General features: G+C 46.4%; 14 protein-coding genes and 1 pseudogene. 4 read left to right on the top strand and 11 right to left on the bottom strand.

The features are described 5' to 3' along the window. Positions 1-22: 22 nt before the first annotated feature. Positions 23-160, top strand: a complete 138-nt coding sequence (locus tag QUA27_RS12080) for a hypothetical protein (protein WP_333068206.1) — start codon at positions 23-25, stop codon at positions 158-160. 222 nt (positions 161-382) lie between these two features. Here QUA27_RS12080 and rpsJ read toward each other — a convergent pair whose 3' ends face one another. The 5 genes from rpsJ to rpsL all read right to left on the bottom strand — a co-directional run bounded on the left by rpsJ (position 383) and on the right by rpsL (position 5649). Further along, on the bottom strand, positions 383-700 hold the full coding sequence (gene rpsJ, locus QUA27_RS12075; protein WP_006632193.1) for a 30S ribosomal protein S10: 318 nt from the start codon (positions 698-700) through the stop codon (positions 383-385). A 198-nt stretch (positions 701-898) separates the two neighbouring features. Beyond that, on the bottom strand, positions 899-2128 hold the full coding sequence (gene tuf, locus QUA27_RS12070; RefSeq protein ID WP_190660866.1) for an elongation factor Tu: 1230 nt from the start codon (positions 2126-2128) through the stop codon (positions 899-901). A 102-nt stretch (positions 2129-2230) separates the two neighbouring features. Continuing rightward, complete coding sequence (gene fusA / locus QUA27_RS12065; RefSeq protein WP_333068205.1) at positions 2231-4303, bottom strand: elongation factor G; 2073 nt, start codon at positions 4301-4303, stop codon at positions 2231-2233. A 349-nt stretch (positions 4304-4652) separates the two neighbouring features. Next, positions 4653-5123 carry a 30S ribosomal protein S7 gene (rpsG, locus tag QUA27_RS12060; protein ID WP_006632196.1) on the bottom strand — a complete coding sequence of 157 codons (471 nt, stop codon included), beginning with the start codon at positions 5121-5123 and terminating at the stop codon, positions 4653-4655. A 145-nt stretch (positions 5124-5268) separates the two neighbouring features. Further along, positions 5269-5649, bottom strand: a complete 381-nt coding sequence (gene rpsL, locus QUA27_RS12055; RefSeq protein ID WP_006632197.1) for a 30S ribosomal protein S12 — start codon at positions 5647-5649, stop codon at positions 5269-5271. Between the two features lie 109 nt (positions 5650-5758). On the opposite strand from rpsL, the gene QUA27_RS12050 reads away from it, so the two are divergent. From QUA27_RS12050 to QUA27_RS12040, 3 genes are all read left to right on the top strand, one after another. Continuing rightward, complete coding sequence (locus QUA27_RS12050; RefSeq protein WP_333068204.1) at positions 5759-6004, top strand: hypothetical protein; 246 nt, start codon at positions 5759-5761, stop codon at positions 6002-6004. Positions 6005-6104: 100 nt separating this feature from the next. Further along, positions 6105-6308: a hypothetical protein gene (locus QUA27_RS12045; RefSeq protein WP_015174049.1), complete on the top strand. Its 204-nt coding sequence runs from the start codon at positions 6105-6107 to the stop codon at positions 6306-6308. Between the two features lie 218 nt (positions 6309-6526). Continuing rightward, complete coding sequence (locus tag QUA27_RS12040) at positions 6527-7378, top strand: Npun_R2479 family HD domain-containing metalloprotein (protein ID WP_333068203.1); 852 nt, start codon at positions 6527-6529, stop codon at positions 7376-7378. Positions 7379-7630: 252 nt separating this feature from the next. On the opposite strand, the gene QUA27_RS12035 is transcribed toward QUA27_RS12040, so the two are convergent. The 6 genes and pseudogenes from QUA27_RS12035 to QUA27_RS12010 form a co-directional block, all read right to left on the bottom strand. After that, on the bottom strand, positions 7631-8146 hold the full coding sequence (locus QUA27_RS12035) for a Fur family transcriptional regulator (RefSeq protein WP_015174051.1): 516 nt from the start codon (positions 8144-8146) through the stop codon (positions 7631-7633). Between the two features lie 220 nt (positions 8147-8366). Next, complete coding sequence (locus QUA27_RS12030; protein ID WP_333068202.1) at positions 8367-8573, bottom strand: hypothetical protein; 207 nt, start codon at positions 8571-8573, stop codon at positions 8367-8369. 91 nt (positions 8574-8664) lie between these two features. Further along, positions 8665-9168, bottom strand: a pseudogene (locus tag QUA27_RS12025) (chlorophyll a/b binding light-harvesting protein); the annotation flags it as partial. A gap of 1645 nt (positions 9169-10813) precedes the next feature. Further along, entirely contained in the window at positions 10814-12526 is a 1713-nt protein-coding gene (locus tag QUA27_RS12020; protein ID WP_333068201.1) for a DHA2 family efflux MFS transporter permease subunit, read from the bottom strand. A gap of 111 nt (positions 12527-12637) precedes the next feature. Next, complete coding sequence (locus QUA27_RS12015) at positions 12638-13510, bottom strand: TetR/AcrR family transcriptional regulator (RefSeq protein WP_333068200.1); 873 nt, start codon at positions 13508-13510, stop codon at positions 12638-12640. A 166-nt stretch (positions 13511-13676) separates the two neighbouring features. Further along, positions 13677-14012: a hypothetical protein gene (locus QUA27_RS12010; protein ID WP_333068199.1), complete on the bottom strand. Its 336-nt coding sequence runs from the start codon at positions 14010-14012 to the stop codon at positions 13677-13679. Positions 14013-14381 lie beyond the last annotated feature (369 nt).

The raw sequence follows: 14381 nt of genomic DNA, 5'->3' as shown, positions 1-14381 counted from the left end.
CTTCTTTTTCTTACTTTAACTGATGAAAGGCAATTCCGGGGCAGGAGCGATCGGGCTTTTGCGACGCGGATTTGAGCCAGCGAGCGCGATCGCCCGTGCTGGCAGCTTGACAAAGGCGTTATTTCGTCAAAATGCTAAATATACCTTTTTGCTGAACTAAGTAATGCTGAATGCGATGATAGCGACTGCTCAAGGAGCGTTTTTGTAGCGATCGCCCCTTAATATAAGAATAATTATTTAAGTTCGTGCCGGAGCAGAAATTATTGTTGATTATTAACTAATAACTTATACCTAATAAGTAATAACTAGGGAACTTTATGCAAAAAGAAGGAACAAATGCTCTTCCCTTTGATCCTTCTTTCTGCGTTTGAGATAGGTCAATCTACAGCTTGACTTCGATATCTACGCCGGCTGGCAAATCCAGTTTCATCAAAGCGTCAATTGTTTTGGCTGATGGCTGGTGAATGTCGATAATCCGGCGGTGCGTGCGGGTTTCAAAGTGTTCGCGAGAATCTTTGTCTACGTGGGGCGATCGCAGCAAGCAGTAAATCCGCCGTTTTGTCGGTAGGGGAATCGGGCCGATCGCTGTGGCTGCTGTCCGATTTGCTGTATCTACAATCTTTTCGCAGGATGCGTCTAGAATCCGGCGATCGAAAGCTTTGAGGCGAATGCGAATTTTTTGCTGTTGAATTGTTGCCATTTTTGTTTCTTGAATTTTCTAGGTTCAGTTTGTTGTTTGTTGTCTGTTGTCTGTCGTCTATTTGCAGTTTTTTTCGGGCTAACTGCTAACTTCGGACTCATGACTAATGACTAATCACTAAAATGACTAATCACTAAATAGCAGAAAAGCCTGATTAAATTTGGTGGCTTTTCTGCTATTTAAGCTTTTATCTGATTCCTACTTAAGGATTTTGGAAACAACGCCGGCGCCGACGGTGCGGCCGCCTTCGCGGATAGCGAAGCGCATTCCTTGTTCGATCGCGATTGGGTGAATCAGTTCAACAGTCATTTTGATCCGGTCACCGGGCATCACCATTTCTGCTTCACTACCGTCATCAGCGGTGAACTGTGCGATCGTGCCGGTCACGTCAGTGGTACGGACGTAGAATTGAGGGCGATAGCCAGAGAAAAAGGGCGTGTGCCGACCGCCTTCTTCCTTCTTGAGGATGTACACTTCAGATTCAAACTGAGTGTGAGGCATGATGCTTTTCGGCTTGGCAATCACCATTCCGCGTTCAATATCCGCCTTTAAAATCCCCCGCAGCAGTAGACCAACGTTGTCGCCGGCCAAACCTTCTTCCAGAGACTTGGTGAACATTTCCACACCAGTCACTGTAGTGCTGCGAGTGTCTTTAAGACCCACCAATTCGACTGTTTCGCCGACTTTGATGGTTCCACGTTCGATCCGGCCTGTGGCGACAGTACCCCGACCAGTAATCGAGAATACGTCTTCAACTGCCATCAAGAAAGGCTTGTCAACTTCGCGTTCTGGGGTGGGGATGTAAGCATCTACTTCTTCCATCAGCTTGTAAATTTTGTCAACCCACTCATTTTCGCCCTTGACAGTCTTGGGATTAGCAAGCATCGCTTCGAGAGCTTTCAATCCCGAACCTGTGACGATGGGGATGTCATCGCCCGGAAAATCGTAAGAGCTCAAAAGTTCGCGAACTTCCAGTTCTACCAATTCCAGCAGTTCAGCATCATCCACCATGTCTTCTTTGTTCAAGAACACAACCAAGCTGGGAACGCCAACTTGCTTAGCTAGCAGGATGTGTTCGCGAGTTTGAGGCATGGGGCCGTCTGCCGCTGACACTACTAGGATGCCGCCGTCCATTTGAGCAGCACCGGTGATCATGTTTTTCACATAGTCAGCGTGTCCGGGGCAATCTACGTGGGCATAGTGCCGACCTGTGGTTTCGTATTCCACGTGAGCAGTATTAATCGTAATACCCCGTGCTTTTTCTTCTGGCGCAGCGTCGATGTCGGCGTAGTTCTTAGCCTTTGCTTGACCTAGTGCAGAGAGAGTCATCGTAATCGCGGCGGTCAAAGTTGTTTTGCCGTGGTCAACGTGACCGATCGTGCCGATGTTTACGTGGGGTTTATTCCGTTCAAATTTTGCGCGTGCCATTCTCGATCTGTTCCTTGTTTTTTTTAGCGATTTTAGATTTTAACATTTTAGATTTTAGACTTTGGATTTCATCCAAAATCCAAAATCTAAAATTCAAAATCGTTAGTTACCTTTGTTCTTAGCGATGATGGCTTCAGCCACATTTCGCGGCACTTCTTCGTAATGGCTGAATTCCATTGTGAAGATGCCCCGACCTTGGGTTTTCGAGCGGATGTCAGTGGCGTAGCCAAACATTTCTGCTAGTGGAACTTTTACAGAAACTTTGGCAATTCCCTGATCCGTCTCTTGGCCCTCAATCTGACCCCGACGCGAGTTGAGGTCGCCTATGATGTTCCCGATGTAATCTTCGGGAACTTCCACCTCTACTTTCATCATAGGCTCTAGCAGCACTGGCGACGCCTTCATCACGGCTTCTTTGATCGCCATTGAACCGGCGATCTTAAATGCCATTTCTGAGGAGTCTACGTCGTGGAAAGACCCGTCTACCATAGTAGCTTTGAGGTCAATCACGGGATATCCTGCTACAATACCTGATTCGCAGGCTTCTTTCATCCCTTGTTCTGCCGGGCCGATGTACTCTTTGGGTACAGTGCCACCAACAATTTTGGAGACAAATTCAAAGCCGCTTCCGACTTCGGTGGGTTCTAGTTCGATCACGACGTGACCGTACTGACCTTTACCGCCACTTTGGCGGATAAATTTACCTTCGGCGCGGACGGATTTGCGAATGGTTTCACGGTAGGCTACTTGTGGCTGACCCACGTTGGCTTCTACTTTGAATTCCCGCAGCATCCTGTCTACCAGGATTTCCAGGTGCAGTTCGCCCATGCCGGCGATGACTGTCTGATTGGTTTCTGGGTCAACGTTGACTCGGAAGGTGGGGTCTTCTTCCGAGAGTGACTGGAGGGCTTTGGAGAGCTTCTCCATGTCTTGTTTGGTTTTGGGTTCGACAGCCACCGAGATGACTGGCTCTGGAATAAACAGAGATTCCAGAATCACTGGCGCTCCTTCTTCGCAGAGGGTGTCGCCGGTGAAGGTGTCTTTCAAACCCAAGGCTGCTCCCAAGTCTCCGGCTCGGAGTTCCTCAACTTCTATCCGATCGTCCGCTTTGAGTACAATTAGGCGAGAAACCCGCTCTTTTTTGTCTTTGGTGGAGTTCAGGACGTAGGTGCCTTTTTTGAGGATACCGGAGTAGACGCGAACAAAGGTCAGGCGGCCGTAGGGGTCAGCCATGATTTTGAATGCCAGGGCTGACAGGGGGGCGCTGTCATCTGCAAATCGTTCTGCTGTGTCGCCGTTGGGGAGGAGTCCTTGAATTGGGGGAACTTCCAAGGGCGACGGCAGGTAGTCGATCACTGCATCCAACAAAAGCTGAACGCCTTTGTTTTTGAACGCCGAACCGCACAACATGGGGACGATCGTCCCAGAGATGGCGCCAGTCCGCAAAGCTGCACGAATTTCGTCTTCCGTTAACTCTTCGCCTTCAAGGTATTTCTCCGTGAGGGCGTCGTTGGTTTCTGCTACGGACTCGATCAGCTTGGTGCGGTATTCTGCTGCTAGCTCTTTTACTTCATCGGGGATTTCTACTTCCTCGATGTCGGTTCCCGTGTTGTTGTTGTAGATGTAGGCTTTCATCTCTACTAAATCTACAATTCCCCGGAAGTTTTCTTCGCTGCCGATCGGGATTTGGATGGGTACGGCGTTCGCTCTCATTCGATCGCGAATTTGGCCGTAGACTTTGTAAAAGTTTGCGCCCATCCGATCCATTTTGTTGACGAACACGATCCGCGGTACTTTGTACCGATCGGCTTGTCGCCAAACTGTCTCGGATTGCGGCTGCACTCCCCCTACCGAGCAGAACACTGCGATCACTCCGTCGAGCACTCGCATCGAGCGTTCGACTTCGATCGTGAAGTCTACGTGTCCGGGAGTGTCGATGATGTTGATTTTGTAATCTTTCCAACTGGTGGTGATAGCAGCGGCAGTAATCGTAATTCCCCGCTCCCGCTCTTGCTCCATCCAGTCAGTGACTGCTGTTCCCTCGTGCACTTCACCCATTTTGTGAACCATGCCTGAATAGAACAGAATTCTTTCAGTTGTTGTTGTTTTGCCCGCGTCTATGTGGGCTGCGATGCCGATGTTGCGAGTTTTCTCTAGCGGGACGGTACGTGCCACAGCTACCTCCTTAATCTTGTGTTGCTGTTATAATACTATTATACTACACAGTAACCCTATTTTGCACTCCCCAGCGACTTACAAAAGTCTCTGGAGCTTATTGTTACATTTTAATATTTTTTGCAAAATTTGTTTACAAAAATATTAAGGATGCGACATGGAGGATTCAGAGAGTGCGTAAATTTTGAGTGCGTGCGTGAATTTTGATTTTGGGAGTTTTGAGTTTGCTTCACGAATCGCAACTGCGCCAAGAGAAGCAATCTCAACACTCAAAACCTACACTTTCCAATTTCTCACCCGATGTTTTTATACCGCACGATCGCGCTCTTCTCCATGCCCGATGTTGCAGTTAGTAGCGGTAGTGAGCAAAAGCCTTGTTAGCTTCAGCCATGCGGTGTGTTTCTTCGCGCTTGCGAATAGCACTGCCTGTTTCGTTAGCTGCATCCATCAGTTCGTTGGCTAGCTTGGCCGCCATCGAGCGGCCGGTACGGGCGCGGGCAAATCTGATCAGCCAGCGAAGGGCGAGGGTGGTACCGCGATCGGAACGCACTTCCATCGGCACTTGGTAGGTAGCGCCACCTACCCGGCGGGCTTTGACTTCGACCAGGGGTGTCGCGTTTTTGACTGCTTTTTCAAACAAGTCTAACGGTTCAGCCCCTGTGCGTTCTTGGATGGTTTTGAGGGCGTCGTAGACGATGCTGGAGGCAACGGATTTTTTGCCGTGCTGCATGATCCGTCTCACCATCATGCTTACCAACCGGCTGTTGTAGGTTGGATCTGGTGGAACTGGGCGTTTTTGAATAACTGTGCGGCGAGACATAGTTCTATTTGGGATTTTTGATTTTGAATGATTGAGTTTGGGGTTTTGGGATCAGATCTCGATCTATGACGATCGAGGGTGCAATTGATCGGCGCGATCGGATTTATTTTTGCTTCCCAACCCCGACGATCGGGCGAGTTCCGTGTTATTTTTTCTCTTTAGGACGCTTGGCCCCGTATTTGGAACGACCCTGCTTGCGGTCTTTCACCCCAGCGGTGTCTAATGTACCCCGAATGATGTGGTATCTAACTCCGGGCAAATCTTTTACCCGACCGCCCCGGATCATTACTACCGAGTGTTCTTGCAAGTTGTGACCGATCCCTGGGATGTAGGCGGTCACTTCAAAACCAGAGGTCAGCCGTACCCGAGCCACCTTCCGCAGCGCCGAGTTGGGTTTTTTCGGGGTGGTCGTGTACACTCTGGTGCAAACTCCGCGGCGCTGGGGGCAACTCTTGAGAGCTGGCGATTTGGTTTTTTTCTGCGTTTGTTCCCGTGCTGAACGGATGAGTTGCTGAATAGTGGGCATGAGTTACGGCATTTCTAGCTTTTTGCTGAATATAGTGATTTGGCTGTATCCGCACTGAAAGTCCCTTCCCCTCTGGGGGGACGGGATGAATGAAAATAATTATGGGTAAGTGAGGATACCAGACTCTATATTGTACACGACGGGTGTTTCTTTGGCAAGAAATTTGCGCGACCCGCGCTCAAACTTCCTTATTGCTGCCAGTTGTCCGGAGGCGATCGCAACGGGCGAATGGTATGTGACATCCTATAATTTAGGCGCAACTATGATGATTGTCACAGCCGTCAGCAAAATTTATGACGATCGCCATATGGCGCTTTTTCGATCGAATTACCATTGTTTAGGAGAGGCGCATTAACTCCAGCCTGCGATCGCATCACAGTCTAGAGCCGATCTACATCACATAAAGTTATCTAAAATTGCCGGATAATAAGAAATATACATTGAGTTGACGGCAGATGACAACCAAAGCTTATATTCCTGAATATAAAATTTCCGAACTTTACTTGAACATTTGGAAATCCGGTAAGATCGATCGGACTGTGTTCCAACAAATTCAATACGCAATTAATTCTCACAGTTTAAAAAGTTCAGAGGAGCGAAAAATTGTCAGCAGGCTGCTGTATGCAGTACGGCGGGGATGGGTGTCAGTGATGGACTGAGTTACTTGGGAATTGTGAGTCATGGCGAGAGATTGCTGGGTGACTCCCCGGGCGTAGCTGCGTCAATGAGTTTTGAGATTGCCACCCACCTGCCACCCACAGAGCACAACCCACACGGGGTGCATGAGTTGTAAGCTAAAATATCCTCCATAAAATTAGAGGACTCCCCAATAGATGCACCGCTCTTAAAAGTAAATATTAAGGTAAAAGGACAGGGTATGTTTAATTCTACAGAACTGCTGATTGAGGCTTTCATAGAACAACTTCAGAACGGTTACAGCCGCACTTATGGAGGCTACAAATCAGACTATGCTGACATTATTGCCTGGGTGGGGGCAATGGCGTTAGAAAACATCGCCAACAGCGACGCTCTTTATCACAATGTAGAACACGCCATTTGCATTAGCTTAGTCGGTCAAGAAATCTTGCGGGGAAAACACATTCGCAAGGGCGGAGTTTCCTGCGAAGATTGGCTGCACTTCATCATTTCTTTGCTGTGTCAAGACATCGGATATGTCAAAGGAGTTTGCCGGCAAGACCAAGAATCAGAAGGATTGTATGCTACTGGAAAAGATGGCATGAGAATTGCACTTGCTCCCGGTGCAACAGCGGCTAGCTTAGCTCCTTACCGAGTTGACAGAGCTAAATTGTTCATTGACGAGCGCTTCGGCAACCACAAGCTAATTAATGCGGAGATAATTAAGCAGAATATAGAACAGACTCGTTTCTCGGTGCTTGACGGTAACACTGACGAGGATGCAGTTAATTACTCTAGTTTAGTGCGCGGTGCTGACTTGATAGGTCAGCTCAGCAACCCGCAATATTTGCAGAAAATTGGCGCGCTGTTTTACGAGTTGGAAGAAAGCGGTGCTACTAAAGTTTTGGGCTATCGACATCCGGGCGATTTGCTGCAAAGCTACTCTAAGTTTTACTGGAGTGGCATTTATCCTCACATCAGCGAATCTCTAGGTTACTTGCAGTTGACGCAGGAAGGCAAACAGATTGTGGCTAGTTTGTACGCTAACATATTTCGGATGGAACACCAACGTGGCGATTCTGAGGTTGCTTGACGGAAGGAGAAGGGAAATGCAGCAAGTTTTGAATGCGTGAGATTGCTTTCCTAATAATTTCTTCGCTAACATTCCTTGCAGCGGTATTAAGGGGAAGGGAAAGACGGCGAGTTTTCAATGGGTGAGATTGGTTTCCTAAGAATCACTTTGCTAGCATTACTTGCAACGCGATTGCCCTACCTGAGTTCAATAGTGACCAATTACCAATTACCAATTACTAATTCCCCATTACCCAAATGTATTTCATCCAACTCAACTAATTTCCTCCTCAATTTTTGAATGATATCTCGGACACAACCAATTACTCGGCACCAAAGAAGGCCATCCCTCCCGCAGCGCTTCCAAACAAACAGCTCGCACAGTTAATTGACAGTCAAGCAGTTCGACCCCAGCTTTTTCAACTTGCTTTTTGCCAATTTTTAAAATGGATTCATCGCTAAATTCAAAGGTTTTGTGACACTGAATGCAAACCAGGTGGTGGTGGTGGTGCAATTCGGGAAAATTCAGTTCGTAATGTTTGTGCCCTTCTGCTAATTCTAGTTCACGCAAAATTCCAATTCTTGCTAATAAATGCAGGGTTCGGTAGACAGTAGACAAGCCTATTCGTTCTCCTTTATTCTGCAAAGTCCTGTATAACTCTTCCGCACTTAAATGATTGCCTTGTGGCAGATTTTGAAAGACGCTCAAAATAGTTTCTCGCTGGGGAGTTAGGCGGCAACCTCTCTGGTTTAGTTCGACTTTGAGTGAGTTAGCACTGTATAAATTCATGTCGCCAAAAATAAAAAAGTTGAACGAGGCTTCTAGTGGATTATCTGTTATTTATTCGCGCTCTTTTTTAGATTCTCCTAAAGTGTATTTCCCCTCATAATCCATCTAATTCTCGACTTCCCCTTTACTTAAGGGTAATCTGCTAGCCATCTATCCCCCTTCGTAAAAGTGGTACTGAAAAAGTAGTTTTCGGTATTTATGCGTAATTTTTGTGAAGTTTCTAGCAATGTTGCTGATAAGCGTTGGTAAAACAAGTCTTAGGGTCAAAGTCAGTGAAACCGATCGCATCTTCAGTACAAGCAACGCACGGGCGCACTGTAAATGTGAGGCGGTAGTCGTTACTAAAAAAATCCCAATAACAAGGAATTGGATACAAGCGCTTGATTTGATGCGCTCCTTCTGGCAATGTTACGGACAGACTCCACAAAAATAATCAAAGTGGCAATACATAAATTTTAGAAAAAGACAGTCATGCGGTTATTGTCTCAAGGTTGACCGAAATCTAAACGGCGTTTGTAGGTAAAAAATAGGAATTGCACCATCGATGCTTTGGGTACCAACAAGAAGGTAGCGACACCAAGCAAAACTAGGCGGATGCCCAAGAGGGTGGTCATTTTGTCTGGGTCTTCCCATGTGTAGCCAAAGAAAGAAGTTCTTGCTTCGAGGGTTGCTGGCCCTTTGAGGGAGTGAAAGATGCCGCCGAAGCCTAGAAAGGCTGAGCTGATTAGGTGAATCGCCCTAACGGCGAAGTACGGATCGGTATCAACAATTTTGGCTCCCGCACCCCCACCCAAGCCGAGTCTGGCTAAGTTTGGCAACAGGATTAAGCCTTGTTCGTACATGGGCAATTCTGAGTTAAAGCGGGAAAGCTCTAATAGGGTATAGGCTCCCGCCCAGAAGACGATGAGGCCGGCGCAGGCAACGTCGGTACCGAGCAAAGGGCCGGAAAGGTTGATTAAGCGGGCGTTGCCGACCCACCAAGGAAATGATTTTCCTTCGGCTGCGAAGGATTTTTCTGCCATGCTGGTCACGGCTATTTACCTCTTGAGAAAGATGTCAGGGGAGTTTTAAGCGATCGCAGGTTATTGATATAGATAATCAACAATTTTAGTAGTTTCGTCAAGGGGTATTTGAGAAAAATTTTCACTGATTTGAGTTCAGGTATGTAAATCAGTAGGAAAAAACATCGCTATATCACGATTCTGACTGTTTTCGGCGCTTGAGCGGAATTTGGCTTCTCGTTAGCAAAAATAGTGGCTAAAGGAATACCTCTAAATTTATTGATAAAAAATATTATTAAGCAGTATGAGGGCTAGAGTATTGTTTAAGTAGCTATCCAATTTTCTCGGAAAAGACAAGATGGAAAAAGAAATCCGGTACTTTGCGATGGACAAGCTTCTCTAAAAGCAATACTCCGGACAGTTTTTAAGCAGCCAGAGTACCGTCATACAAGACTGAAGGAAGATTAGGATGATTTAAAATCAAATCCGGGTCTAAATCTAACGTGTCAATAAAGGTACACAGTAGGTGTTTATTGAATTCCCGACGTTTATAATAACAGATTGAAAACACAAACGACTTGGCAGATGAATGACAACTAGAGAGTTGATATTTGGCTAAATTTAAGGCAATAATACTGGCATTAAAATGAAAATCCAGCCGTGTAAATGACGAGATTGACAATCAGACAATCCCGTAAATTGCTTGCCATCACGAAAAATAAATTTAATCGGAAAACTAACCTGATAATATTCAACAATTTGCTCAGGTGGCAAGTGAATATCAGTGCTCAATAATAAAGCATTATTGATTTTTCCGTGGGCTTAACCTCAGAGATGCAAGCAAAAAAAAATTGGAAATTTAAACGACCACTCGCCTACAACCAATGTGTATAATGAAACTCCCGGTTTTATTTATTTAACAAAATTAAGATTCCTCAAATCATGGCAGTCAACCTTGCCATCATATTTACTCCTGAGTTCCCCGTTTCTTTTGTTCACGTGTATAGAGATAGCGTAAGTTAGCATCAACTCGCTTACTTGCCAATAAAGTTTAAATTTAACTCCCGCACAGCATCTCAGAATTTAGAGCGATAATAATAGCCATTAGCCACCAAATAACGTACAGAAGTGGGGAAGGAATAACGAGTATTTTTCCAATGTTCTGCATAACCATTAACTCTTTTGAGGTAAGGGTTTGAAATTTAAAAATCCTGTTTTTTGCGATTTTTGTGATGGGCAATTCTTAGGATTTTGTGGGATTTTTTCTTGCGAAACTTATTTTAGGGCGTGATGGAGTTTGCTGTAGGCTTAAGCTATAAAATAAACTCGTCTCAATTTCGATAATATAAATCACAGAAATTTCCAACCCCTGTTCCGATTTACCAGGTACACCATTATAAAAATAAGCTTTACAGTCAATACTCCGGACAGTTTTTAAAGAGCGAAGCTTGCTGAAGGCATCGCATCCTTATTTAAAAACTGTCCGGGGTATTGTAAAATTACGGTTAGAGGGGGGTGCGGGATTGTTTCTTTTTTAATCAAGAGAGTTAATGCCTACTTGTTGAAATATTCATCTCCTTACAAATTGGTTGTTTTAGGCAAGCAATCTCAAAGTCTATCCAACCGGAGGCTGTGGAGTAATCGCTACAGAATTAAAATCAAGTAATTAGTGAGCAGCAGGTGCCTTGGCTCCAGCGCCTCCCTTGCCGAGAAACAGCAGCAATGGCAGCGAGCAGATAAAGAGAATGCCGACAAAGCGAAAAATGTCTGCGTAGGATAGAACGGCTGCCTGTGTATTGACTAATTGGGAGAGCACGGCGAGGGCTTGTTGTTGGGCAGTTGCGGCATCAAAACCGCGACTCTGAAACAAACCAGTTAGTGCACTGAGCCGCTCAGTTGTTTCTGGATCGTAAGGCGTTAACTTTGCCAACAAAATGGCTCGATGAAAAGCCTCTCGTTGAGCTAGTAATGAGGTCAGAATGGCAATGCCAATACTACCGCCGAGCTGACGAGTCAAGTTATAGAAGCCAGATCCAGCCGATACATCTTCTTTGGGGATGGAACCCAATGTTGCCAAACTCAGGGGCAGGAACATCAAAACCGTAGTTGCACCACGCCAGATTAAGGGCCAAAACAAATCATCAGTTCCGGTTTGGGGCGTGATTTTTGCCAACTCGAACATGACTGCTGCCGTTCCACCTGCTCCCAGCGCAATTAAAATGCGGGCATCCACCTTAGTCGAAATTTTGCCGAGTAAAACCATTATGATGGCGGACGCTAAAGCTCCTGGAGCTAGTAGGAATCCGGTTTGCGTTGCCGAAAAGCGCAGCACGCCTTGAGCAAATAGCGGTACAGCAAACAAGGCTCCGTACAACCCCATGCCCAAAATACCAGAGTAAAGGCTACCGGCTGCCAGGGATTTATGCCGCAGAACCCGCAAGTCAACTGCTGGTGCTTTTGTGCTGAGTTCTCGCCAGATGAACAGAAACAGCCCCATAACCGCCACAAACGCCAGGAGCGTAATGAAACCCGATTCAAACCAGTTTTCTTTTTCCCCTTCTTCCAAAAATGCTTGCAAACTGCCTACCGCAATACACAGAAGTACAATTCCTGTCCAGTCCACATTCTGCTGGCTCCGTTCGTGTTGCTTCGAGTCTGGTCGGAGAAACACGACCGCCATGATGACAGCCACAATGCCGACGGGCAAATTGATAAAGAAAATCCAGCGCCAGCCTAATGTATCGGTCAGATAGCCGCCTAGCGTGGGACCAATAGCCGGACCTGCAATCACCCCAACTCCAAACACCGCCTGCGCTAACCCCTGTTCCGCAGGGGGAAAAGTTTCAAACAGAATCGCTTGCGCTTTTGCCAACAGTCCGCCTCCGCAAAAGCCTTGAAGAATTCGAGCTACCACCAGCACCGGCAGGTTGATGGATAGACCGCATAACATCGAGGCGGCTGTGAACCCGATCATTGAAAAGACAAAGTAGGTTTTCTTGCCGAAGAAGTCCCCCAACCAAGCAGAGAGCGGAATCATCACAACGTTGGCGATCGCGTAACCCGTTACGACCCAAGCAATTTCGGTCACGGTTGCGCCTAATGTCGCCTGCATCTCTGTTAAAGCAACGTTCACAATGCTGGTATCAATGACTTCTAGAATGGCTCCTAAAGAAGCCGTCAGGGCGATCGCCCACTTGAGCGGTCCCTGCACGTACCCCGCTGCATCAGAGGCAGATTGTTTCAATTTTTTTAATGGTTTGGCTCGCTTTTGTTGAGCGTTTTGCTGGTCTTGAGGCTCAGACTGTTCCAAATCGGTCAAAGCCTTAATATCAATAGAATCTGGTTCAGTTGCATGACTCTGTATTTGAGGGCGTTTCATTTTTAGTCTCTACTTTTGCGATCGGCTCCGGCAGGTGCTTCGCACCACCGCAACGGGTTAGGGTGCTTCAATCGGGAAATGCCAAATTCATACGAAAATTGTCAGGAACCTTCATTCTGGAGACGAAGTACGACTTACAGAAGACGCTGCTGTGCTAACTCCCCGCACCCATAAATCCACACAGCCTTCGATGTATCGTTTACGGCTATAGCCCCGGTTTACTTGAGAAACATGGCGGCGAATCATACCAGACAGCAGCATTCCAGTCAATTGATCCACTGCCAGTGCCAGATCCACATTCGGACGAATACTGCCGCGTTCAACACAGGTTTGTAGATAGGAAATTAGTTTTTCACGCAGCGGTAAAAATGATTGCTGAAGCACCTCCAGTGCTTCTGTCGGATGCCGGTGAGCTTCACCAATAAACATCCGAAATAGAGCTTCGTACTCCTCCAGCATGTCGTCGTGGAGCTTTGCATAATGCAGGAGATCGCGGCGTAGGTCATAAGTCCATTCGTCTTGATGCGCCAACGCCTCCGTCCGCAATGCTGTAATGTGGTGGGCAACCGCACTCAACACTTGCTCTTTGCTCTGAAAGCGGCGAAACAAAGTGACTTCACTCACATCTGCAACACGAGCAATTTCACGAGTTGTCGCTCCAACGTAGCCTTCTGTAGAGAAAACTTCAATCGCGGCTTTCAACAGGCGATCGCGGGTTTCTGCTGCACTTCGATTCGTTCTACTCATCTCAATTAATGTAAGCACTAACTTACATATTCTAGATCGCCAAAGGGCTGTAACTTTAGCCGAAAGACGGATTTTTGAAACACATCGGGTGGGATTTACGCTCAGATGCCGGGAAACTAGGAAAAATCGTCGCGCAAAGAAACTAGAGATCGCAGCAGGAAACCCGGTTTCTAGGCTAAAGCCGAGAGGTAGAGTTGAGGGAGTGTTGCCACTCCACCACCTCTGTTCCGAAACCATGCTTGCGATTGTTCACCGCACAGATTGACGGGGCGACAATTCCGTCAAAAGCCTTACCTGTAGCCCAGGAGGGAAACTTGATCTAAAAAAAGATGGGTCAAAATTCACTTATTCGCCCTATTAAGTAATTCTGTGCGTGCGGAGCTGTGCGATCGCGTTAAGAATTTTAGAGTTCTGATTGCCAGTCTGGATCTACATATCCGCAATCTATCAGAGCAGGTTTTAATTTAAGCGTTTTTAGGTGTTCTAATACTGCTTGAACATCTTGAGATGAAGCAGGTTTCACAGGAAACTGCTGCACTCCTTTATGAAAAATGGCATAGTATCCGTTATCACCGTTAACGAGTTCTAAATCAACCAATTTGACATAGAGTTCAGTGCCTATAGCTTTTAATTCAATCTCCAGCAAAGCTTTTTTCTTGATACGTTTTGCCAGTTGCAAGGCAGCCTCAATAGCTTCTTTTTGTGTCACAGCCAAAGGAAGTTCGCCATCATAAACCAAGCGCTCTCTCAGGAATATCTAACCAGTCCAAATTGTCGAATTAAATTTGTTGGTGCTCCGCTTAATGTTTCTGATTTTACCCTAAAGTTGCGGCGGTTCGTAAAACATGACGGTACAGATAAATTAGCAGCCAATGGATTGTTTTAAACCAGGCATCCTAACTATTATTGTATCTAGATTTGACTCAACTTTACATCTCTGGCGGCAGCTTGCGATCTAACACTTTCAAGAGCGGAGTCGGGGCCGCATCCACCGCCTTTATACGGCCTCGATTTCAGGTGTCCCCAACAACTAATACCAATTTAATATGAAGCTGCATAGAATAAAGCCTCAAGAATGAAATTGTAAGAAGATAGCGAAATGATTTGT

This window comes from Microcoleus harperi Pol14_C6 (assembly GCF_036701295.1).
GTDB lineage: Bacteria > Cyanobacteriota > Cyanobacteriia > Cyanobacteriales > Microcoleaceae > Microcoleus.
The sequence above is the reverse complement of the archived record's forward strand: the minus strand, read 5'-3'. Positions and strand labels throughout refer to the sequence as shown.